Raw genomic sequence first — 23,410 nt, forward strand, 5'->3', positions numbered from 1 at the left:
GAAAACTGTCGAGCAGGAGATTGATTTTTGTGATTGTCAACGCGACTCAAAATGGTTGGGAGATTATTTATCATCGTGCCCATGCTTTGTTAGCAGCTCAGCTAGGAGGACAATGGCGACGTAAAGATGCTCCAGTGCGATTATATGAAACAATAGCTGCAATTTCCCATCACGATGATTTAGAAAAAGAGTGGGAAGAAGATAATCTCACTGAAGCTGGTGCGCCAAGAGACTTCACTATGATGACAAAGAGTGAGATGGAAAAAGGTACTTACAAAGTTGCTAATTTGGCTAAGAATGCTCTTTACCGCGGACGGTGGGTAGCTCTATTAATTTCCATGCACATTAGTCGTTTAAATGAGCCAAGCCGGGGCCAGTCTCCAGAACTAGACAAACTTTTAGATGAGCAACTCGAAAATCAAAAACGTTGGCGCGAAGAACTAGGCATTGAAAAGGAAGAAGTTGACGCAGCTTACGCATTTATGCAATGGTGCGATCGCCTTTCTCTGATCCTCTGTCAGCATGAATTACCTGCTGATGAACGCTTTTTAGAAATTAGCAAGGGCCCTGACGATCGACGCTATGATATCATGCAGCGCAGCGATAAATCAGTTGTTGTCAAACCCTGGCCTTTCCAAGAAGAGAAATTCACAGTCAACATCGAAGCTTGCGACCTCTCCCAGATAAAATTTGAAAGCAATACCGAACTGACTCAAGCACTACAACAAGCCCCCATCAAGGTATTAGAGTGGACGTTTGTTAAAAGTTAGATACCTATGGCAGTTGTCAACTAACTTAAGATGTAAAGCGATCGTCAAATCCTGACTTCAAGAGAATTTTAAGTTTATTGCCTGTTGCCTAGAATCTTTACAACTCAGTATTGAATCAAAAAAGAGCCAGATAAGTAATTTTCTGGCTCAAAGCTGGAGACAAAAAATCATCAAATAACGGCTAACTTGAGCAAGAACCTAAAGTCTACCCAAATTATGCAGTCCTAAAATAGCGCCTACTCCTAAGATATGACCAAAGGCGGTAGTTGCTAATAAAGCAGGTGCACCAAAACCACCAAAGAAATTGGGTGATGGTAGTTTTGGTTCTGCATTTTGATACTTGATGGTTGATTTGCCAAAGGCAATGGCAATTATGTTGGCGATAATCATAGTCAAGCCAACGTAAGGACTCCATTCCAGGGGTGCGGTTGCAGCAGCAAGTAACGTTGAAGTAAACACTGATTTGCTCCTGAAATTTATTAATGATTGAAAATATAATCTGAAAATTCCCGAAGCTAATTCAAGACAATACCCGATATTGCATCAATATTTAACACTTATTCTTACTACTTAATATAATCTGCCCCACATTGAGTATTTTTGCCCCTAAAATCTGAATAAACAGTAGTACATTTGAACCGATTGCGATCGATTCATTAACTGTCAAATTGACTAGAGTATGCAAATAGCCCAACTTCAAGAAAAGAATTCAAAAGGCTGTAGTGGATGTCTTTAAGATTACAAATATCTTTGCATCAAACGACACATAGGTTTTACTCTTCGCAAACACTTACGTAATAGCTTAAAGCGGTATGAATCCAGATGTAGAGACTAGCAATTGCTAGTCTCTACAGGATTTTGAAATCATAGACAATCGTTTTCATACATGAAATCAGCAACGCCAAAAATCTCGCTAATATGAGTGCGTAGGCGTAGCCCGTCGCAGACATCGCGTCAACTATCTAGATTTGACAACTTCTAGTCAAGTTGAAGTACAGGCGCGATTCCTCTAAAGATAATTTACACTCAAGATGATAGCGATTATTTCCAGCTTCTGTTATGTCCTCAACTCTAGATTCTTTGCCACCTGCACTTGCTAAAATTGTCCAGCGCTTTCAACGCGCTTCCGAACCGAAGCGACGCTACGAACAGCTAATCTGGTATGCTCAGAAGCTCAATGAGTTCCCAGAAGCTGATAAATTACCTGATAATAAAGTTCCTGGCTGCGTTTCTCAAGTTTATATCACAGCAAGCTTGAATGATGGTAAAGTTGTTTTTCAAGGTGATTCTGATTCGCAGTTAACCAAAGGATTAGTCGGACTTTTAGTTGAAGGATTGAATGGACTAACACCAACTGAGATTGTGCAACTTACTCCAGATTTTATTCAAGAAACAGGTTTAAATGTTAGTCTTACACCTTCCCGTGCCAATGGGTTTTACAACATTTTTAAAACCATGCAAAAAAAAGCTTTGGAATGTAAGTTAGATCTACCTAACTAATAGTTGGGCATTGGGCATTGGGCATTGGGCATTGGTGAATAAACAAATGACTGATGACTAATAACTAATGACTAATGACTAATAACAAACAAATGACAAAGGAGAAAATTTAATCTCATGTCAACAAATTTATTATCTAGTGCTGCTGCCGTTGGATTTGGTGGAGTAGTTCAAGAATATCTCTGGAATTGGGAAAACCAGCAATTGCGCGTTGTTTATGAAACCCTTGGTAAAGGTTCGCCTCTATTGCTACTACCAGCTTTTAGTAGTGTTTCGACGCGTTTAGAAATAGGCGAACTTGCTAGATTATTAGCTCCCAATTTTCAAGTTGTAGCCGTAGACTGGCCTGGTTTTGGCGAATCTTCTCGTCTTAGTTTAAATTATCGACCCCAAATATATCAGCAATTTTTGTCAGATTTCGTCAACGCGATTTTTAAGACTCCAATTACTGTAATGGCGGCTGGTCATGCGGCTAGTTACGTCTTACAATTAGCTACCAAACAGCCTACTGCATTCTCAAAAATTGTGTTGTTAGCTCCCACTTGGCGCGGCCCTTTGCCGACGATGGGCGCAAGCGAGCAGATAGCTGGTATGGTGAGAGGATTAGTGCGATCGCCTATAGTTGGTCAAGCTCTCTACAAACTTAACACTACCCCTTCTTTCTTAAATTTTATGTACCGCCGTCATGTCTTTACTGACACGGCTAAACTTACACCCAGTTTCATCGATAAAAAATGGCAGACAACTCAACAACCAGGAGCGAGATTTGCTTCTGCTGCCTTTGTAACTGGAAATCTTGATGCTGTACGCCAGCAATCCGATTTTCTCCAACTCGTACAGTCTTTAACCGTACCACTGATGGTGGTAATTGGAGAATCCAGCCCTACCAAATCACGAGAAGAAATGAACGCTTTAGCAGCATTACCAGGAGTAAAAAGCGCCGTCATTCCTGGTTCTTTAGGACTGCATGAAGAATACCCCGCAGAGGTTTTAGCAGCAGTCGAGAATTTTTTGTTCAGAATTGAGAACTAAAATATTTGCAGCAAATTAATCCATTGTAGGGGCGTACAGCTGTACGCCCCTACCGACGTGTTTCTAGCAGGAATTTCCTAAAATGGTGTAAGAGTTTGTTTGAAAAGTGGTTAGCTGTGATTTTAATTACCCCCCTTAATCCCCCCTTGGTAAGGGGGGAAACAAAAAAATCTAGTTCCCTCCCCTTAGAAAGGGGAGGGTTAGGGTGGGGTAAAAAATATTTGATACATCAATCATGACTTTTCAAACATCCTCTAAAGCCTGTTTTACTTACCAATTCTGAATTCTGAATTCTGAATTCTTAAGCCAACTTCGCACAAAAAAATAAAAAGAATTATCATAGGCGATATTGATTATCCATAAGGTGAGAAAAAAGGAATTTAGAGTATGGTAGCTGACGTAAGCACAAATTCAGTTCCCGTTACAGTTCTTACAGGTTATTTGGGAGCAGGTAAAACGACTCTCCTTAATCACATCCTCACCTACGAACACGGCAAAAAAGTTGCTGTGATTGTTAACGAATTTGGGGAAGTGGGCATTGATAATCAGCTAATTATCGATGCCGATGAAGAAATATTTGAAATGAATAACGGCTGCATCTGCTGTACAGTTCGCGGTGATTTAATTCGCATCATTGGCAATTTGATGAAGCGACGTGATAAATTTGACCATTTAGTAATTGAAACAACAGGACTAGCCGACCCCGCACCAGTAATTCAGACATTTTTTGTGGATGAAGATTTGCAAAATCAACTGTCTTTAGACGCAGTAGTAACAGTTGTAGATGCCAAGCATATTTGGCAGCATTGGGATGCAGACGAAGCCCAAGAACAGATTGCCTTTGCCGATGTAATTTTACTTAATAAAACAGATTTAGTAGCCTCAGAACAATTGGACGAATTAGAAAAGCGAATTCGGTCAATGAATGCGATGGCAAAAATCTATCGTACCCGCAACTCTGAATTAGAAATGAATGCTTTATTAGGTGTGAAAGCATTTGATTTAGAACGCGCATTAGAAATAGATCCAAATTTCTTAGGTGAAGATGCCCACGAACATGATGAAAGCGTTTTTTCTATAGCTTTAGTAGAAAAAGGTGCAGTCGATGGCGAAAAATTAAACGCTTGGCTTTCTGAGTTACTGCGTACCCAAGGCCCAGATATTTTTCGGATGAAAGGTATATTAAATATCGCTGGAGAAGAAAATAGATTTGTATTCCAAGGAGTGCATATGATATTTGATGGCAGACCCGATCGCCCCTGGAAACCCAGCGAAACTCCGAAAAACGAACTAGTATTCATCGGTCGCAACCTTGATGCAGACAAACTCAAGCAAGATTTTCTTGCTTGTCTAGCTTAAATAAAAAGTTAGGAGTTAGGAGTTAAAAGTTATGAGTTAAAAACTCTTCACTCCTCACTCCTTACTCCTCACTCCCCCTTTTCAAAGATATGAACTTTATAACCAGCCAATCTAAACTATTTGAAGAACACTATTCGGGGATACTTGGAGATTATGTAACTGCGATCGCCTGGTCACCCCAAGGTAAAACCTTAGCAGCAACTTCCGCAATTGGAGAAGTTGTACTGTGGAATGATAGCGAACTGACAACCTTGCAAACTGGTAACGGTAAATCAGTAGATTGCCTTGCCTTTTCCCCAGATGGAAAATTTTTAGCTGTCGGCGGACAAAATGGACAAGTTAAAATTTGGCAAGACACTGAATTAATCGCCACATTAGAAAATGCGCCTGCATGGGTTGACAAACTAGCTTGGAATCACACCAGTAACCAACTAGCTTTTAGTTTGGGGCGTTACGTCCAAGTGTGGGATGCAAATACTCGTGAAATTGTTGTCACATTGAATTTCGATAACTCATCAGTCTTGGGAATAGATTGGCGCATTGACGGCGAGTACTTAGCCATTGCTGGTTATAAAGGAGTCAAGATTTGGCATAGTCAAAACTGGGATGACGAACCATACATTTTAGATATGCCTACCGTCAGCCTAGCTATGGCTTGGTCGCCCGATGGGAAATTCCTCGCTTCCGGAAATATGGATAGAAGCGTCACCGTTTTGGAATGGAACAATCCCGATCCTTGGGTAATGCGGGGTTTCCCTGGAAAAATTCGCCAATTGGCATGGTCAGAAGCGACTACAAACTTGGGTGCGCCAATACTAGCATCCTCTAGTGTTGAAGGTATCGTAGTGTGGGAAAAATTAGAAGATGATAACTTAGGTTGGGAAGCGCGAGTTTTAACTAATCATGTGGATGTGATTAATGCGATCGCCTTTGCACCTAAAAGCTTTCTTCTCGCTTCAGCTGGTGCTGATGGCTGGTTGTGTTTGTGGAACAATGCCAACGAAGTATCCCAAATAATCACAAGTGTTTCTGGAGGCTTTTCTAGCTTAGCTTGGCATCCCCAAGGCAAATTACTAGCCGCAGGCGGCGAAAAAGGCGAATTAATTATTTGGTCAGAAACTTTGCAACATTAGGAAAATAGAGGGCAAGGCATAAGCAGAATCAATGGTAACTCAGTACTTCGTACTGACCGCAGAGTATTGAACACCGTCAATTTATTAGCTATGCTGTATGAACAAACGTATACTTGTGTAAATTATGAACATAGCCAAACTGATTTTACTTGTCTGTCCTGCTTTTCTGGCATCCATATTAATGCTAGCCAATCCGGCACAAGCATCTAGTCTGAATGCATATACTACACCAGCGATCGCAGTAGTATCGACACAAGAAATTCCTAGTTTGGCAGCACCACAATTGATTCAAAAATCTAATCCGATTCTAGATCGACTCGGTTGCAATTGTGCCGAGTGTACTCAAGCACAGTTTGAGTTAATACAAGGCAAACTGCCATCTGTTGATTTTTAATCAGATTAGATCGATCGAAATTAATAGGGGCAAAGGAATACTTTGCCCCTATTAATTTTGATAAGCGAAAATTTAGTGTTGTGATTTTAAATAAAATCAATCAACCACATACACCACTTTTTAAACCAATACGGTTCAGTTAAGGATAAATGTAGGTTGGGTTGAGGCTTGGCGAAACCCAACAAACCCGATCGGATGTTGGGTTTCGTTCCTCAACCCAACCTACGCAAGAATCAGGTTTTTGGCTCTAACTGAACTGTATTGCTTTTTAAACCACTTTTGCGATGCATAAAACCTTAAAATAGTAAAGGGTAAAGCCCAAAGCCTTACCCTATATAGCTTATAGCGGAGAGACAGGGATTTGAACCCTGGAATACGTTTCCGCATTACAGCATTTCCAGTGCTGCGCCTTAAACCACTCGGCCATCTCTCCAGATGTCACGATTTACAATCTTACTCTAAAATTCCAAAAAATGCAAAGATAAAAAAAGATCTTTTAGGTTAATCTCAAAGTTCAAGTCCAAAACCCAAATCCAGATGTCCCGTAAATATACAATTCGAGTTCGCGATCGCGCCACTGGCAAAACATACACCCTAGAAGTACCAGAAGACCGCTACATTCTCCACACTGCCGAAAAACAAGGAGCAGAACTGCCGTTTTCCTGCCGTAATGGGGCTTGTACCACTTGTGCTGTGAGAGTGTTGTCAGGAGAAATTTACCAACCAGAGGCGATCGGATTGTCGCCAGAGTTGCGTCGGCAAGGTTATGCACTGTTGTGTGTGAGTTACCCCCGTTCCGATTTGGAAGTGGAAACACAAGACGAAGATGAAGTTTATGAACTCCAGTTTGGACGCTATTTTGGTAGGGGTCGAGTTAAAGCGGGTTTACCGTTAGATGAAGAATAGGATTTTGTTCGCACGCGAGGCAACACAGATGCAGAGGAGGAAATTACTGCTTTGACAGTGTATTTTGGTGACTGGGTGCGAAAAATAGCTATTTTGGCTTGTGTATTGCTTTTGGTAAGTTGCCAAGGTAAAAATCCGCTGCCAAACAATCAGGCGCAGGTAAAGGTAGCGCGGGTAGTTAACGGGCATAGTTTGGAAGTGTTAGGTATGGCCGAACAACCAAATCTGATTTCCCAAGTGCGCTTAGTAGGAATTGATGCACCAGATGTGCGACAGCGACCTTGGGGCGAACAAGCAAAAGAACAGTTAGAAAATCTCATTGGTGGTGCAGAACAATCAGTAACACTGGAGTTTGATTTAGAACCAAAAGACAAAATTGGACGAACTCTAGCTTATGTATGGAAAAATAAGATTTTGTTGAATGAGGAATTAGTCAAACAAGGGAATGCATTGTTCGTTGCGCGATCGCCTAATCACAAATATGACCAACGTTTAGAACGTGCCCAACAATGGGCTAGACTCATGGGGCAAGGAATTTGGAACCCAGAAAAACCCATGCGCCTTACTCCCGCTGAATTTCGCCGTCAAAATCTGTAGGGAGTGGGGAGTGTGGGGAGTGTGGGGAGATGGGGAGTGTGGGGAGATGGGGAGCAGGGGAGCAGGGGAGCAGGGGAGCAGGGGAGGTAGGGGAGCAGGGAAGAAGTAACAATAGTATTTCCCCTCTGACCCTCTGACCCTCTGCCCCTCTGCCCCTCCGCCCCTCTGCCCCTCCGCCTCTTCTGCCCAATGACTAATGACTAATGACTAATGACTAATGACTAATGACTAATAACTAATAACTAATGACTAATCTACAAATTTTTCTAGACATTGCGACAGAAGCGGCGTTAGCTGGTGGTGGTATACTCCAAGCTTATTTGGGTAAGTTAGAAGATGCGATTGTTGAAAAAGGACGCCCTGGTGATTTAGTCACCGCCGCTGATAAAGCCTCAGAAGAGTTGGTTTTAGAAATTTTGCGTCGCCATTTTCCGCAACATTCTATTCTCGCTGAAGAATCAGGAAAATTAGGCGATCGCGAAAGTGAATACCTCTGGGCAATAGATCCTTTAGATGGCACAACCAATTACGCCCATCAATATCCATTCTTTGCCGTTTCCATCGGGCTGTTAATTAATGGCGTTCCCCAAGTTGGTGTCATTTATGACCCCTTTCACAACGAACTATTTCGTGCCGCTGCTGGTTTGGGAGCAACGCGCAACCGCCGCCCGATCGCAGTTTCGACAACCTCAGAACTGAATAAAAGCTTGCTGGTAAGTGGTTTTGCCTACGATCGCCGCGAAACCTCTGATAACAATTACGCAGAATTTTGCCACCTCACCCATCTAACTCAAGGAGTCAGACGCAGCGGTTCTGCATCCCTGGATTTAGCCTATGTTGCCTGTGGACGCGTCGATGGTTACTGGGAACGGGGACTTTCACCTTGGGATATTGCTGCTGGTATCATTTTGGTACAAGAAGCTGGCGGCAAAGTTACCGCCTACGATGGCACTCCCTTAAAAATTGAATCAGGTAGAATTCTCGCCACAAATGGTCACATTCACGACACCACCAGCCGCGAACTTTTACAAGTTCCGCCCCTGTCAGCGTGGAAGTGAGCAGGGGAGCAGGAGAGATGAGGAGGTGGGGAGATGGGGAAAAATAACTAATGACCAATGACAAATGACAAATGACAAATAACAATTTGCTACTGACGGATCGCCGATCGAGCGAAGTAAACTAGAAAAAATCTAATTGCTCCTTTGGTGCAAATTACTATATGTCTTTGAAAATAGATCGTGGATTATTTAGATATGATTTCATAGATCATCACGCAATATTGTGCGTTCCAGTTGATGCGGATGTTAAAGATATTCGCAAACGCTATCTTCAAATCGCTCGCCGTTTACACCCGGATAGTAGTATTACTGAAACTCCCGAACAAAAACAGCTAGGTAATGAATTGTTATCTAAGTTGGTTAACCCAGCTTACGAAAAACTTGCTAACGAGCGCACTAGAACAGAATATATTTTGATTTTGTCGCAAATGGGCAAGCGGCTGGTACAAGAATCTACTTCGGTGACTTTACATACAGAATTAGGTAGACAGTTAGCTAATGCTGGTAATATCGATCATTCGTATAAAAGTGCGATCGCTAAACTCGCCCAAACCCAATATGATTCTCTAGAGCAAGCCCTCCAAGTCATTGCTCAAATTAGTGAGTTGAATTTGGTCTACCTAATGCGGAGTGCAGTTAAAACATCCCCACCACCACTATCAACTGCTCAACCAAAAGTTAACTCGGCTACACCTAAGCCAGATACAGCAAAACAGACATCACCAGCACCGCCAGCACCGCCAAAAGAAGACTCTGTTGTAGAACAGTATGTTCGTCGCGCTCAATCTTTGATTGAAAAAAACCAATTTACCCAAGCCAAAGTAGAGTTGCAGGAAGCTTTGAAGCTAGAACCGAAAAATAGTCACTGCCATAGCTTGATTGGAATGGTGTATTTGAAGCAAAATCAGCTAAAAATGGCAAAAATCCATTTTGACAATGCTCTGAAATTAGATCCTAATGACCAATTAGCGTCGCAATGGAAACCTAAAATAGATAAAGCTTTAGGACAACAACCTACCGATCGTAAGGTGACTTCATCTCCTAATAATGAAGATAAGCAACCAGATAAATCTGGTAATGGTGGTTTGTTCGGTGGTTTGTTTGGTGGGAAGAAAAAATAATGGTGTATCAACCAGCAGCGGGAGCCAGGGATTTATTACCCTTAGATGTGGCGAAAAAACGCTGGATTGAAGATAGATTACAACAAGTGTTTCATCGTTGGGGATATCACAGGATTATCACCTCGACTTTGGAACGGATGGATACCTTGATGGCGGGGGAAGCAATCCAGCGCCAAATGGTAATTCAACTACAAAATAGCGAAGACGATGAACTGGGCTTGCGTCCAGAATTAACAGCTTCTATTGCTCGCACTGTTGTGACTCGCATGGCAGGTGTAACTTATCCCCAACGGCTATACTACAATGCCAACGTATTTCGCCGCAGTTGGGAAAGTAGGCATAATCGCCAGCACGAGTTTTATCAAGCTGGAGTCGAGTTATTGGGTGCTGGTGGGTTGCTAGCGAATGCAGAAGTGCTGCTATTGGTAGCAGATTGTCTGGCTGCGCTGGGTTTGCGCCAATGGCACTTAATTTTAGGTGAAGCGGGAATTACCCGATCGCTGCTAAATGCTTTTCCTGTTAACTTACAAGATAAAGTCCGCAGTGCGATCGCTAATCTTGACCGCATCACTATAGATACCTTACCTCTAAGTGACGAACTACGCGATCGCGCCCGCATCATGATGGATCTGCGCGGGCCGAGTGCTGAAGTTTTGCAAAAAGTCAGTAGCTTGCAACTAGACGAACAACAACAACAAGCAGTAAACGATCTCAAATCCTTAGTAGAATTACTGGAATCAGAGAAAAAATTCTCCTTAATCCTCGACCTGAGCCTAATCCAGACCATAGACTACTACACTGGCATTGTCTTTCAAGTTGTTAATGATACCGCATCCCAAGCCCGAATTTTAGGGCAGGGTGGTCGCTACGACCAGCTTTTGGGGCTATATCATCCCCAAGGAGAAAACATCCCCGGAATTGGTTTTGTACTCAACATCGAAGATTTATACCAAGTTTTATTATCTACTGGGCAATTACCGCAGACAACGCCAGCTAGCAACTGGTTAGTAGTGCCAGAGACACCGAGTGCTGACGCTCCTGCCTTTGCATACGCGCAAAAACTACGAGATTCCACTCATTTGGTGCGAGTAGAAATGGATTTGCTCAGAAGGGATGCAGACGCCATCCGCGAATATGCACGCAATCGCGGCATTGCCCAAATCGCTTGGATTAAAGCTGATGGCTCACCAAAAATTGAATCATTGCGTTAAGTGAATTGGGCATAGGGCATGGGGCATGGGGCATGGGGCAGGTGTGGGAGGTGTGGGAGGTGTGGGAGGTGTGGGAGGTGTGGGAAAAAATCTTTCCCCCCTCTCTCCCCACACTCCCCACACTCCTCCATCCCCCTCTCTCCCCACACTCCCCACACTTCCTTGTCTCCCCTGCCCCCCTGCCCCTCCGCCCCTCCGCCCCTCCGCCCCCTCCCCTGCTAGGCTAGAAGTAGCCGATACAGAATAGAGGGAATCGAGAACATGCCGCACACAATTGTTACAGAAGTCTGTGAAGGCGTTGCTGACTGCGTAGAAGCCTGTCCGGTAGCTTGCATTCATGATGGCCCTGGCAAAAACGCTAAGGGAACTGATTGGTACTGGATTGACTTTACCACCTGCATTGACTGTGGTATATGTCTCCAAGTTTGCCCAGTCGAAGGGGCAATTCTTCCAGAAGAACGACCGGAGTTGCAAAAAACTCCGGAATAGTTCATAGTCAGTGGTCAGTTGTCAGTTGTTTTTTGCCAATGACCACTGACAAATGACAAATACTTCGGCTCCGCTCAGTACAAGCGACGAATCACAAACGACACATGACAAATGATTATTTACTAGAAGTTCAAAACGTCCACGCCGGATATATCAAAGATGTAGATATCCTACAAGGTGTGAATTTTCACGTTGCACCAGGGGAATTGGTAGCAGTAATTGGCCCTAATGGTGCTGGTAAATCTACTTTGGCAAAAACAATTTTTGGGCTTTTAATCCCTCACACTGGCGCAATTACCTTCAAAGGTGAAAGTATTGTGGGACTAAAGTCGAATCAAATCGTGCAAAAGGGAATGTGCTACGTACCACAAATAGTTAATGTTTTCCCTTCCCTGAGTATCGAAGAGAACTTGGAGATGGGTGCTTTTGTCCTCAATGTTCCTTTGAAACCACTCAAAGATAAAATATTTACTATGTTTCCTAGACTGAGCGATCGCCGCAATCAACGCGCTGGTACCTTATCTGGAGGAGAACGCCAGATGCTAGCGATGGGCAAAGCTTTGATGTTGGAACCGAGTTTGCTAATTTTAGACGAACCTTCTGCTGCTTTATCGCCAATTTTGGTAACACAAGTTTTTGAGCAGATTAAACAAATTAATCAAACGGGTACTGCGATCGTATTAGTAGAACAAAATGCCCGCAAGGCTTTAGAAATGGCTCATCGTGGATATGTACTAGAGTCTGGACGCGATGCTATCTCCGGCCCCGGTCAAGAATTATTGAATGACCCGAAAGTCGGCGAACTGTATCTGGGAGCAGGTAAAAGGCATTAGATAATTCAAAATTCAAAACTTGTACTGAGCGCAGTCGAAGTATTCAAAATTCAAAATTAATACAGCATAAGAGTTTCGTTGATTCGGAATGGGTTCTTTATTTAGGCCGTGCTGTACTAGAGAATAATTTACTCTGTAAGTTCCTTCATATTTAAAATGGCTAACAGCTTAAAAATAGTTTCTGGCGGTCAAACAGGAGCAGACCGCGCAGCTCTGGATTGGGCTATAGCTTATCAAATTCCCCACGGAGGCTGGTGTCCCAAAGGACGTAAAGCAGAAGATGGTGTTATTAATCCACGCTATAACCTAACTGAAACACCATCAGCTGAATATTCCCAACGGACTGAATGGAATGTCCGCGACTCTGATGGAACTGTGATATTTTCTATTACTAGAAAACTTTTTGCAGGCACTTTATTAACTGCTGAATTAGCTCAAAGATATGAGAAACCTTGTATACATATATGTAAAGAGCTAGCTCATGTAAATCCTGTCAACGAATTATTATTATTTATATCTAATTATAAAATACTAATTCTAAATGTTGCAGGGCCAAGAGCTTCAGAGGAACCAGAAGTATATCAGTTTGTGAAAAGTACTTTTGAAGAAGCTATTTTTTACTAAATACAGCAGATTCAAGTTGGTAAAGCACGCAACTTCAGTTTCAACACCAAGTATAAAACTTCTTTTAGTACTGAATTCTGGCTCCTGAATTCTGAATTCTGTTTTGTTAAATCACTCTTAAACCGTGTAACAGGGTACTCTTGCATTCTATTTACATCTGATATCTTCCTGATATTAAGAAAAATGTTGTCAGGTAGATTGATGAGTCAAATTAATGGATTCGTAGGGCGACGTTATTTCTTGAAATTCGCAAGCGTAATGGGTATTGGTACTGGTGCTTTTGGACATCGCTTTTGGGATACACAACAAGTTGCTGCGGCTGATGTTCATTCAGTTAACCCTAATCCAGTCAATGCTAATGAAGCTATTCAACGCTTGCTCAATGGTAATCAAAGATTTGTTAATCAACAACGCAAATATGCAGATCGATCGTTAGAACGTCTACAATTAGTTGCTAAAGCTCAGTATCCATTTGCTGCAATATTAGGCTGTGCAGATTCTAGAGTACCTGCGGAAATAGTTTTCGACCAGGGGCTTGGAGATTTATTTGTTGTGCGAGTGGCTGGCAATGTCGCCAGTGACATGGCTATAGGTAGTTTGGAATATTCTACAGCCGTATTAGGTTCGCAGTTAATTGTAGTTTTAGGTCATAAAAGATGCGGCGCAGTTACAGAAGCAATTAAAAACGAACCACTTCCTGGCAGAATTGGTTTTGTTGTTGAAGGTATCAAGCCGGCTTTAGCAAATCTAAAATTAACAACTGATAATACTAGTGATAATGCGGTTAAAGCCAATGTTAAATATCAAGCGAAAAAATTACAAGAAAGCTCAGGAATATTAGCAAAATTTATAGATGCTGGCAAACTCAAAATTGTTGGTGCTTATTACGATCTTGATACTGGTAAGGTCAATCTTGTTAATTGATCGTGTGTTATACGTATAATTTTGAGTTTCCGTCATATTCATATTCAAGTCTAAGGTATATAACAACCAGGGATATTAACTGAAAATTTGTCACAGCTTACTAATGAAGAAGAAAGATTTTGAAGCTGTATAAACCGACAACAAAAAAATAAAGTTTCTATGGCTGAAGTAAGGAAAATAATTATAAAAATTAGGTTAATTATTTTGAATGGGCTATTTTTACGAAAGCTCCACATAGAAAGCCAAGAAGCGAAACAAATATTAATGCGTCTAATACATCTAAATCGAAAACTTTTGGATAAACAACGCCACCAATGTCAACATAGGGATAAAGTAAGAGTTTGTGCTGAATTAAAAATAGTATAAAAAAGTAAGAAATTAGCTTTAATACAACAACAATAATAATGCTGAACAATCGATAAATTCCTATGTGGTGATTAGCTTTATTCATAAATTGCCTGTTAACCATGATTTCCTGTATACCTTTTATGAAGAAAACCAGAGGGTAGAAGCACAAAGATTTGTGTCGCTCTAAAGCTTGTAACAAATAAACCCAGTAGGGGTCACATAACAAGACCGCCTGCTGGGAAGGTATAGTTTATTCTGGCCATGTTTGATTAGGTTAGCGCTTATTTATCAAAAATAATGCCTATCCTCAGTTAGGATAACTAAAATGTTTGTAAAACTTAGTTAATAAACGTTAACAAACAGGTTAATTTACAGTTAAGGCTACATAGGGAGTAGAGAATAGACGGGCAGAGGAAGGACGGGAAACAAATGCCCAATGACTAATGACAAATGACTAATAATATAAGAAAGCGCTTCACACTTCTTAAATAATCTGCTTTACAAGAACTATGGCCAGAGACTTACGGGGATTCATTAAAATTCTAGAACAAAGAGGACAATTACGGCGGATTTCAGCTTTAGTTGACCCAGATTTAGAAATTGCTGAGATTTCTAACCGGATGCTACAGAAAGGTGGGCCAGGGTTGTTATTTGAAAATGTCAAAGGTGCTTCTTTCCCAGTGGCGGTGAATTTGATGGGAACTGTGGAAAGAATTTGCTGGGCGATGAATATGCAGCATCCAGAGGAATTGGAAACTCTGGGGAAAAAGTTGAGTATGCTGCAACAACCAAAACCGCCGAAGAAGATTTCCCAGGCGATAGATTTTGGTAAGGTGCTGTTTGATGTAGTGAAGGCGAAACCGGGACGGGACTTTTTTCCGGCTTGTCAACAAGTTGCGATTGAAGGCGATGATTTGGATTTAAATAAGTTGCCTTTAATACGTCCTTATTGTGGTGATGCTGGCAAGATTATTACGCTGGGATTAGTAATTACCAAGGATTGTGAGACTGGTACGCCAAATGTAGGGGTGTATCGCTTGCAACTACAATCCAAAAATACGATGACGGTTCACTGGTTATCGGTGCGGGGCGGGGCGAGGCATTTGCGAAAAGCAGCCGAACGTGGGAAAAAATTAGAAGTGGCGATCGCACTTGGTGTAGATCCTTTAATTATCATGGCAGCAGCTACGCCCATTCCTGTAGATTTATCAGAATGGCTGTTTGCTGGACTGTATGGCGGTTCGGGCGTGCAGCTAGCTAAGTGTAAAACTGTAGATTTAGAAGTTCCCGCAGATTCAGAATTTGTTTTGGAAGGAACCATTACACCAGGGGAAGTTTTGCCGGATGGGCCTTTTGGCGACCACATGGGTTATTACGGTGGCGTTGAGGATTCGCCTTTGATTCGCTTCCAATGCATGACACACCGTAAAGATCCGATTTACTTAACAACATTTAGCGGTCGTCCACCCAAAGAAGAAGCGATGATGGCGATCGCACTTAATCGCATCTATACACCTATTCTGCGGCAACAAGTCTCCGAAATTGTCGATTTCTTCTTACCAATGGAGGCTTTGAGTTACAAAGCGGCGATTATTTCCATTGACAAAGCATATCCAGGACAAGCAAGACGGGCGGCTTTGGCGTTTTGGAGTGCTTTACCACAATTTACTTACACTAAATTTGTGATTGTCGTGGATAAAGACATAAATATTCGCGATCCGCGTCAAGTTGTCTGGGCAATTAGTTCTAAAGTTGACCCAGTTCGGGATGTGTTTATTTTGCCGAATACGCCCTTTGATAGTTTGGATTTTGCTAGCGAAAAAATTGGCTTGGGTGGACGCATGGGAATTGATGCTACCACGAAAATTCCGCCGGAAACAGAACACGAGTGGGGCGCTACTTTAGAATCAGATCCAGATGTGGCGGCGATGGTAGATAGACGATGGGCGGAGTATGGTTTGGCAGAGTTGCAATTAGGAGAAGTTGACCCGAATTTATTTGGTTACGATATGAAGTAGTTTGATGTTCGTCACAGCAGTTATCAGATAACTGCTGTTATCAATGAATTTTTTACCCAATGCAGCAAGCAGAATTTATCAAATCTAAATTTAATGAATTGGTAAATTTTTATAAATCTCAGCATTAGTTTTTAATCGTCAAAGAAATAATATTTTCTAGGTTTGAAATACATTAATAATTTTATTTATTGTCTAATTATCAAACACTGATACTCGTTTATATTAACAATCTATTTCAGAATATTATCTCAATATTGACATAATATTGGGACTTATACTAATTCAATAAAGGTTAATAAATTTGGAAAGTTAGTATTGGTATTAGCTACACCATATACTGATATGTTCATAATCAGTTTTCTGGCTGTGTAACTTCATGGGCGATTCGCATAACTAAATTTTGTAAAATCGAGAGTTCTTACAGATGAAAATCGATTTTAATAATAATTACCATGTGAAATAGCAATATAACTCCAGCTTTGATTACTGATGCCAGGAGATTGGATAAATTATGGCCAAAAAAGTGAAAAATTCAGCAAACAAGTTCGCGATCGCATTGGCATTCAGTTGTATTAGTGTAATGCTAAGTGGTATAGCTAATCAAATAGCTTTAGCGAAATCAACTAATGTACAAAAATGCGATATTTTTGCCTACGTTACTGATACAGACCCGCAAGGTTTAAATGTGCGGAGTGGTGGAAGTACGAAAAATAGAATTGTAGGGCGAATACCGATTAATGAAACAGTTCAAGTTGTTGCGGCTGTTAAAAATTGGGTACAGATTACTAATGCTAGTTATGGTTTTCAAGGCACTGGATGGGTGTTTGTGCCAAACTTAGGTTTATCAACTCAGGGCTATGGTACTAATGGCGTAGAGGTTTATGCTAATAGCAATGAACAAAGCCGAAAAGTGGGAAGAATTGCTGCTAATACCCCTGTCAAATTGTTAGGCTGTCGGGGAGATTGGGCGCAGGTAGAATATCAAGGTGTTAAGGGTTGGCTGAAAAGAGAAGATCAATGTGGTGCAGCGCTGACTAGTTGTTCTTAAAATTCCATATCTGAGTACTACGAACAAGTGAGGCATAAGTGATAATTCTAATAAGCGGTTCCAGAATAATTGCCAACATTGGAACGCGACAATTTAGAATTTAAAACTGCTTATGCCTTCTCCATTTCCAGGAATGAACCCGTATTTAGAAGATCCTGCATTATGGCCGGGAGTACATGGGAGACTAACAGTAGCGATGTCTGACGACAAGCTGCTTCGCATCTACGCAGACTCATTATCTCCTCAACTGCGCCCTAAATATTTTGTCGCTATTGAAGAACGAATTTATCAAACTACTGGCCATGATAGACTTTTGGTTGGTATTCCTGATGTGATAATAAAAAATTCACAGACAGTAGTAAATTCTAAAATACCTAATGTAGCTGTAGCGGTACCTGCGGTTCAACCTAAAACGGTAACAGTTCCTATACCTGAGACAGTCAAAGAGAGATATTTAGAGGTGAGGAAGGTAGGAACAAAAGAAGTTGTGACAGCAATTGGAGTTCTTTCACCAAAAAATAAACGCCCAGGAGAAGGACGCGACGCATACGAAACTAAACGACAAAGAGTCTTGGGAAGCTTAACAAATTTGGTGGAAATTGATTTATTACGTGCTGGGGAACCAATGCTAGTTTTTGGTGATGGTACGCAAAATGACTACCGGATTTTAGTTAGTCGTGCAGAAAATCGTCCTCAATCTGATTTATATGCTTTTAATTTACAAGATGTAATTCCCTCATTTCCCTTGCCATTGCGAACTGATGATAGTGAACCTTTGGTAGATTTGCAGAATTTGTTAGCTGGGATTTATGACCGTGGAAGTTATGATTTAGTAATAGATTACAGTCAACAGCCAGCATTACAATTGTCAGAAGATAATGCAGCTTGGGTTGATGCATTATTAAGGGATAAAGGGCTAAGACTATAAGGGTTAAATCAATGCCTTCTATCTTTTTTAGAATGAACCCTATTTATAACATCCTGAATTATTTCTAGGATTACAAAACCAGATAATTTAGCCCCCTCCTCGCTTGCGGGGAGGGGGTTGGGGGTGGGGTTCTATCTCTCCAAGTAACCAGCAATATCCTCTAACACCCCCTCTATTCTTTCCAGAACATCCTCATTTCTAAATCGTACAACCTGCAACCCCAAACTTTCCAAAAACTCTTGACGTATCGCATCTTCCTGTTGTGTATAGTCGTGAATTTCGCCATCCACTTCCACCACTAACCGCGTTTCATGACAATAAAAATCGACGATAAAACGATCGATTGCTTGCTGACGGCGGAACTTGAAACCCAAAACTTGTTTGTGTCTCAACTTTTGCCAAAGTAACTTTTCTGCTGGAGTTGCTTCACGCCGCATTTGTCGCGCTAAGGGTTTAAGTTTTTTCCAAAGTTCATATGGCGTTTGCCAAACATTTCCCGGAACCCCACCCCCTAACCCCCTCCCCGCAAGCGAGGAGGGGGGACTGGAGTGAGGAATGGGATTTGGGTTAGGGTTTCGATCTTGGGACATTTGCGCTGTTTATGGCTAGCTAATTAATATTTGACGTATGTATTATTCCCTGCGATCGCGCCTTTCCCTAACTCTTCAAAACTGTGGCACGATCGCGATCGCCCCATATGAAAACCAAGTCAGTTTAGCAATGAATTATGGGATTGCGAAGTCAATTTCAAATTTCCCATTGTCAAATTACTTAAATATAGTCACCAATGGACAGAATTAGAAGCAAGTTCTAACCCATTTGCTACAGTAGTTATGGCTGATTTGAACTGTGAATACCTTAGAATAACTCCGGCAAATATATCAATAATTTAGTATTTCAATTCAACTGTAAAAATCGGTTAAATCTGACGATAACCTGCTATATCGTAATACGCTCACTTTCTGCAAATTTAATTGCATTAAATTAAATTAAGATTTAATATATAAGGTTAAGCAATTTTGGGGAATATCGCCCAAGCTAATTAAAAGGTTTACGCCGAATGAATATTTTAATAGAATAATCTCATCAAAAAATTCGCAGCAATCAAAATGGACTGGATTACGCTACTGCGATCGCTACAGTCTGATTTTATCAAAAGGTTAGCATCTGGTTGTCTGCTTCATTGTGAAACAGAAGGTCAATATAGTGAATTAACTATAATTTCAGGAGAAAGGTTAAAGACGCTACGGGAATTTTGCTGGCAAATGGCTGAGAAATATAAGCGCGTTTTGCCAGTTCGTGATGTTTTTCTTAGCTACCTTAAAGGAAAACTCGGTGAGGAAGTTGTCAAGGAACGTTTAACTGATTTTATTACCGAAGTCGATTATGAAAAGCGATTCGGAGGTGATGGTAAAATAGATTTTACCTTGACTTCTGACCCATCTATTGGTATCGAAGTTAAATCTCGTCACGGTAGTATTGACAGAGTTAGATGGTCAATTAGTTCTGAAGAAGTTGAAAAAAATGCAGTTGTAGTTTGCATTTTAATTCAGGAAGATGTGAGCGAGGCACAATCTGAATATCACCTTTTTTTAGCTGGCTTTCTCCCAACCCAAATGATTAAGTTGAAGACTGGCAGAATTTCATTTGGGATAGACCAGTTACTTTATGGTGGTGGTTTATTTTGCTATTTAGAACAGTTACAATCTTCTGTAAATCAGAACTATTTAAAGCAACAGCCACCAATTTACAAATATTTTCCAAAAAAAGAAACGCCACCTAAGCCAACTAATAATCAGTTGCTCAAATCTTCTTTTAAACCTGATGTAGAAAGCTATTTATATTCTCGTGATGAAGATTTAAGTTTACTTTATATAAAATTAGGTGATGAATCTTTTAAAAAAGGAGAATATGCAAATGCGATCGCTAGCTATAATCAAATCTTAGAAGTTAATCATAGCGATGCTGAGTTGTATTATAAACGAGGTTTAGCTCATTACCAAATAGGTGATTATGAAGCAGCGATCGCAGATTATTCTCAAGCAATACAAATAAATATTAATGATGCTAAATCTTATAATAAACGAGGTTTGGCTTTATATCAACTTGGAAGATTAGAAGAAGCAATTAATGATTATACCCAAGCTATTAGAATTAATCCTAACCTTGCCGTAGCTTATAAAAACCGCGCTGAAGCTCGTTCTCATACAGGAGATAACCAAGGAGCTATTGAAGATTATACGCAAGCTATTAAAATTAATCCCGATTATGCTGATGCTTATAAAAATCGTGGTATTGCTCGTTATTTACTAGGAACTCCACCAGTATTTTCCCAAGCAATCAAAATTAATCCTCAAGATGCTGTAGCTTACAAAAATCGTGGTAATGCTCGTTCTGATTTAGGAGATTTTCAAGGAGCAATTGAAGATTATACTCAGGCAATACAGATTAATCCTAATTATATCGATGCATATTACAATCGTGGTAATGCTCGTTTTGATTTAGGAGATTTTGAAGGGGCATTTGAAGATTATACCCAAGCGATCGAGATTAATTCTAATTATGCAGATGCTTATTATAATCGCGGCAATATCCGTTTAGAAATGGGAGATAAACAGGGAGCAATTGAAGATTTTCAAAAAGCCGCAGATATCTATCGTAAAGAAGGCAAGCTAGAAGCCCTCAAAGATACAAAACAAAGAATATTAGATTTAGAAATCGAAGAGTCATTAGATATTTTAAACTTTTAGGCTATTGGAAACGGGGTATTGGGCGTTGAGTATTATTTATTCCCTCTATTTCCCGATCTCCCAAAGCATGTTGAGTGAGATTGATACTTATTATCAAATTAAAATATTTAATAATTTTATAAATCTCAGTAATTGCTAAAAATCAATCGCAATATTTAACATGAAATCTTCTGAATTATTACTCCTGAGTTCTGAATTCTTATTTATTGATATTGATTATCTTTCTTAAAGAATTAACTTGTAAAAAGTTATTTTTTTGATTATCTTTAAAGAAAGGTTATACATCAAAAAACCTAGTATTATCAAAAAAAATGAAGCAAAAACTACATTCAGAATCTTCAGATTGTTGCAGTTGCGAACACGAGCATGATGAGAATCATAACCATCATCATGATGAGAATCATAACCATGACCACAATCATAATCACGGTGAAGAATTCAACCTTAAAAATGAGGTGTTTCCTTTAATAATCATTTTAAGTTTGTATGCGCCTGGTGTAATTTTTGAAAACCAATTGCATAATACACTCTACTCAATAGGTGAATATTTGGTGTTCATTCCTGCCTATTTATTAAGTGGATGGAGTGTTTTAAAAACTGCGGGACGCAATATACTTAGAGGTAGAATATTTGATGAAACATTTTTAATGACAGTAGCGACACTAGGAGCGATCGCAATTCATAAATTACCCGAAGCTGTGGGAGTTATGTTATTTTATAAAATTGGCGAATTGTTCCAAGATATTGCCGTCAGTCGTTCTCGTAATTCTATCAAAGCTTTATTAGAAATACGCCCAGACTATGCAAATCTTCAAACAGAAAATGGGCTAAAAAAAGTATCGCCAGACACAGTAAAAATTGGAGATATTATCGTCGTCAAACCAGGAGAAAAGATTCCCTTAGATGGGGGAATTATTGAAGGTAATTCTCAAGTTGATACATCTGCGTTAACTGGCGAATCTGTGCCGCGAACTGTGAAGCTGGGAGAAACAGTTTTAGCTGGAACAATCAATAAAATCGGTGTTCTCAGCATTAAAGTCACAAAACTTTTTGATGAATCTTCCATTGCTAAGATTTTAGACTTGGTACAGAATGCCAAAAGCAAAAAAGCCGAAACAGAGAAATTTATTACTAAATTTGCTCGATATTACACGCCCGTAGTAGTTTTTACATCTTTAGCAGTTGCTTTATTACCTCCTTTATTCATTCCTGGCGCAACTTCTTCAGAATGGATTTATCGCGCCCTGATTTTATTAGTTATTTCTTGCCCATGTGGACTAGTAATAAGTATTCCATTAGGTTATTTTGGAGGTGTTGGAGGTGCAGCTAAACGCGGTATTTTGGTAAAAGGTTCTACGTTTTTAGATAGCCTCTGTGCAGTCAAAACAGTTGTTTTTGATAAAACAGGGACTTTAACAAAAGGAGTATTTAAAGTTGTAGTAATAGTACCAAAAAATAATTTTACTCAGCAAGAATTACTGGAATTAGCTGCTAAGGTTGAATTGCATTCTAATCATCCCATTGCCCAATCTATCCGCAATGCTCACGGTAATAATATTGATGCATCTGATGTGAGAGATTATGAAGAGATAGCCGGTTATGGAATTAGAGCTAAAGTTGAAAATAAGGTAGCGATCGCAGGAAGCGATCGCCTATTACATAAAGAACGCATTGCTCATGATAATTGCCTAGTAGAAGGAACAGTTATTCATGTAGCAGTAGATAATATTTACGCTGGGTATATAGTGATTGATGATGAAGTTAAAGAAGATGCTAAACAAGCAATTCAAACACTCAAAAAGATGGGTGTAGAGAAAACAGTAATGTTAACAGGAGATAATCAAGCGATCGCTTCTCGAATTGCTCAACAAATTGGCATAGATATCTACGAAGCAGAGTTATTACCAGAACAAAAAGTCAATGCAATTGAAAAATTAATTAGCACCACCGACAAACATGGTAAAGTAGCCTTCATTGGCGATGGAATTAATGATGCGCCAGTGATTGCCAGAGCAGATGTTGGCATGGCAATGGGCGGCTTAGGTTCAGATGCAGCCATAGAAACTGCCGATATTGTGATTATGACAGATGCACCGTCAAAAGTTGCAGAAGCAATACAAATAGCTAGAAAAACTCGGCAAATAGTTTGGCAAAATATTGGGTTTGCTTTAGCAATTAAAGGTGTATTTATTGGATTGGGTATTTTAGGGATAGCAACAATGTGGGAAGCTGTCTTTGCTGATGTTGGAGTAGCAATGCTAGCAATTTTCAACGCAACTAGAGTGATGAAATGAAGAACTTAGAATTCAGAATTCAGAATTCAGGAGTCAGAAGGAGATTAAAATGCCCATTGATTGTTTGTGTTTG

24 protein-coding genes and 1 tRNA gene are annotated in these 23,410 nt (G+C 40.3%); 21 read left to right on the top strand and 4 right to left on the bottom strand.

What is annotated here, in order from left to right:
* Positions 1–29: 29 nt before the first annotated feature.
* Positions 30–770, top strand: a complete 741-nt coding sequence (locus NSTC745_RS18165) for a DUF3891 family protein (protein ID WP_445638391.1) — start codon at positions 30–32, stop codon at positions 768–770.
* 198 nt (positions 771–968) lie between these two features.
* On the opposite strand, the gene psaK is transcribed toward NSTC745_RS18165, so the two are convergent.
* Positions 969–1,229, bottom strand: a complete 261-nt coding sequence (gene psaK / locus NSTC745_RS18170; protein ID WP_445638392.1) for a photosystem I reaction center subunit PsaK — start codon at positions 1,227–1,229, stop codon at positions 969–971.
* Positions 1,230–1,829: 600 nt separating this feature from the next.
* On the opposite strand from psaK, the gene NSTC745_RS18175 reads away from it, so the two are divergent.
* The 5 genes from NSTC745_RS18175 to NSTC745_RS18195 all read left to right on the top strand — a co-directional run bounded on the left by NSTC745_RS18175 (position 1,830) and on the right by NSTC745_RS18195 (position 6,188).
* Positions 1,830–2,270 carry a SufE family protein gene (locus NSTC745_RS18175; RefSeq protein WP_445638393.1) on the top strand — a complete coding sequence of 147 codons (441 nt, stop codon included), beginning with the start codon at positions 1,830–1,832 and terminating at the stop codon, positions 2,268–2,270.
* A 117-nt stretch (positions 2,271–2,387) separates the two neighbouring features.
* Positions 2,388–3,302 carry an alpha/beta fold hydrolase gene (locus NSTC745_RS18180; protein WP_445638394.1) on the top strand — a complete coding sequence of 305 codons (915 nt, stop codon included), beginning with the start codon at positions 2,388–2,390 and terminating at the stop codon, positions 3,300–3,302.
* Between the two features lie 387 nt (positions 3,303–3,689).
* Complete coding sequence (locus NSTC745_RS18185) at positions 3,690–4,661, top strand: CobW family GTP-binding protein (RefSeq protein ID WP_445638395.1); 972 nt, start codon at positions 3,690–3,692, stop codon at positions 4,659–4,661.
* Positions 4,662–4,750: 89 nt separating this feature from the next.
* Positions 4,751–5,794, top strand: a complete 1,044-nt coding sequence (locus NSTC745_RS18190) for a WD40 repeat domain-containing protein (RefSeq protein WP_445638396.1) — start codon at positions 4,751–4,753, stop codon at positions 5,792–5,794.
* A gap of 124 nt (positions 5,795–5,918) precedes the next feature.
* Positions 5,919–6,188, top strand: coding sequence for a hypothetical protein (locus tag NSTC745_RS18195; RefSeq protein WP_445638397.1), 270 nt, complete (start codon positions 5,919–5,921; stop codon positions 6,186–6,188).
* Positions 6,189–6,534: 346 nt separating this feature from the next.
* Here NSTC745_RS18195 and NSTC745_RS18200 read toward each other — a convergent pair.
* Positions 6,535–6,621: transfer RNA gene (locus NSTC745_RS18200), tRNA-Ser, on the bottom strand.
* Between the two features lie 104 nt (positions 6,622–6,725).
* Here NSTC745_RS18200 and NSTC745_RS18205 point away from each other — a divergent pair.
* The 10 genes from NSTC745_RS18205 (at position 6,726) to NSTC745_RS18250 (ending at position 13,951) form a co-directional block, all read left to right on the top strand.
* Positions 6,726–7,094: a 2Fe-2S iron-sulfur cluster-binding protein gene (locus NSTC745_RS18205; protein WP_445638398.1), complete on the top strand. Its 369-nt coding sequence runs from the start codon at positions 6,726–6,728 to the stop codon at positions 7,092–7,094.
* Between the two features lie 51 nt (positions 7,095–7,145).
* The gene (locus tag NSTC745_RS18210) at positions 7,146–7,691 is read left to right on the top strand and encodes a thermonuclease family protein (RefSeq protein ID WP_445638399.1); all 546 of its coding nucleotides are present in this window, start codon (positions 7,146–7,148) and stop codon (positions 7,689–7,691) included.
* Positions 7,692–7,936: 245 nt separating this feature from the next.
* A complete protein-coding gene (locus NSTC745_RS18215) occupies positions 7,937–8,749 on the top strand; it encodes an inositol monophosphatase family protein (protein ID WP_445638400.1) in 813 nt (270 codons plus the stop codon).
* A 161-nt stretch (positions 8,750–8,910) separates the two neighbouring features.
* Entirely contained in the window at positions 8,911–9,870 is a 960-nt protein-coding gene (locus NSTC745_RS18220; protein WP_445638401.1) for a J domain-containing protein, read from the top strand.
* Positions 9,870–11,081, top strand: coding sequence for an ATP phosphoribosyltransferase regulatory subunit (locus NSTC745_RS18225; protein WP_445638402.1), 1,212 nt, complete (start codon positions 9,870–9,872; stop codon positions 11,079–11,081). The genes NSTC745_RS18220 and NSTC745_RS18225 overlap by 1 nt, the downstream gene beginning before the upstream one ends.
* A gap of 25 nt (positions 11,082–11,106) precedes the next feature.
* Positions 11,107–11,328, top strand: coding sequence for a hypothetical protein (locus tag NSTC745_RS18230; RefSeq protein WP_445638403.1), 222 nt, complete (start codon positions 11,107–11,109; stop codon positions 11,326–11,328).
* Positions 11,329–11,342: 14 nt separating this feature from the next.
* A complete protein-coding gene (locus NSTC745_RS18235) occupies positions 11,343–11,570 on the top strand; it encodes an indolepyruvate ferredoxin oxidoreductase subunit alpha (protein ID WP_445638404.1) in 228 nt (75 codons plus the stop codon).
* Between the two features lie 104 nt (positions 11,571–11,674).
* Positions 11,675–12,403, top strand: a complete 729-nt coding sequence (locus NSTC745_RS18240; protein WP_445638405.1) for an ABC transporter ATP-binding protein — start codon at positions 11,675–11,677, stop codon at positions 12,401–12,403.
* Between the two features lie 156 nt (positions 12,404–12,559).
* A complete protein-coding gene (locus NSTC745_RS18245) occupies positions 12,560–13,027 on the top strand; it encodes a putative molybdenum carrier protein (protein ID WP_445638406.1) in 468 nt (155 codons plus the stop codon).
* 201 nt (positions 13,028–13,228) lie between these two features.
* Positions 13,229–13,951, top strand: coding sequence for a carbonic anhydrase (locus tag NSTC745_RS18250; protein ID WP_445638407.1), 723 nt, complete (start codon positions 13,229–13,231; stop codon positions 13,949–13,951).
* A gap of 199 nt (positions 13,952–14,150) precedes the next feature.
* Here NSTC745_RS18250 and NSTC745_RS18255 read toward each other — a convergent pair whose 3' ends face one another.
* Positions 14,151–14,402 (bottom strand): hypothetical protein, encoded by a 252-nt coding sequence (locus tag NSTC745_RS18255; protein ID WP_445638408.1) that lies wholly within the window; start codon positions 14,400–14,402, stop codon positions 14,151–14,153.
* A gap of 406 nt (positions 14,403–14,808) precedes the next feature.
* Between NSTC745_RS18255 and NSTC745_RS18260 the strand changes: the two genes are divergently transcribed.
* The 3 genes from NSTC745_RS18260 (at position 14,809) to NSTC745_RS18270 (ending at position 18,293) form a co-directional block, all read left to right on the top strand.
* Positions 14,809–16,317, top strand: a complete 1,509-nt coding sequence (locus tag NSTC745_RS18260) for a UbiD family decarboxylase (RefSeq protein WP_445638409.1) — start codon at positions 14,809–14,811, stop codon at positions 16,315–16,317.
* Between the two features lie 511 nt (positions 16,318–16,828).
* Positions 16,829–17,365: an SH3 domain-containing protein gene (locus tag NSTC745_RS18265; protein WP_445638410.1), complete on the top strand. Its 537-nt coding sequence runs from the start codon at positions 16,829–16,831 to the stop codon at positions 17,363–17,365.
* A 112-nt stretch (positions 17,366–17,477) separates the two neighbouring features.
* Complete coding sequence (locus NSTC745_RS18270; protein WP_445638411.1) at positions 17,478–18,293, top strand: DUF4058 family protein; 816 nt, start codon at positions 17,478–17,480, stop codon at positions 18,291–18,293.
* Between the two features lie 131 nt (positions 18,294–18,424).
* On the opposite strand, the gene NSTC745_RS18275 is transcribed toward NSTC745_RS18270, so the two are convergent.
* On the bottom strand, positions 18,425–18,883 hold the full coding sequence (locus NSTC745_RS18275; protein ID WP_445638412.1) for an endonuclease domain-containing protein: 459 nt from the start codon (positions 18,881–18,883) through the stop codon (positions 18,425–18,427).
* A 519-nt stretch (positions 18,884–19,402) separates the two neighbouring features.
* Here NSTC745_RS18275 and NSTC745_RS18280 point away from each other — a divergent pair.
* Together NSTC745_RS18280 and NSTC745_RS18285 are read left to right on the top strand one after the other, a co-directional pair.
* A complete protein-coding gene (locus tag NSTC745_RS18280; protein WP_445638413.1) occupies positions 19,403–21,043 on the top strand; it encodes a tetratricopeptide repeat protein in 1,641 nt (546 codons plus the stop codon).
* Positions 21,044–21,354: 311 nt separating this feature from the next.
* The gene (locus NSTC745_RS18285) at positions 21,355–23,337 is read left to right on the top strand and encodes a heavy metal translocating P-type ATPase (RefSeq protein ID WP_445638414.1); all 1,983 of its coding nucleotides are present in this window, start codon (positions 21,355–21,357) and stop codon (positions 23,335–23,337) included.
* Positions 23,338–23,410 lie beyond the last annotated feature (73 nt).

The organism is Nostoc sp. DSM 114161, assembly GCF_052692665.1.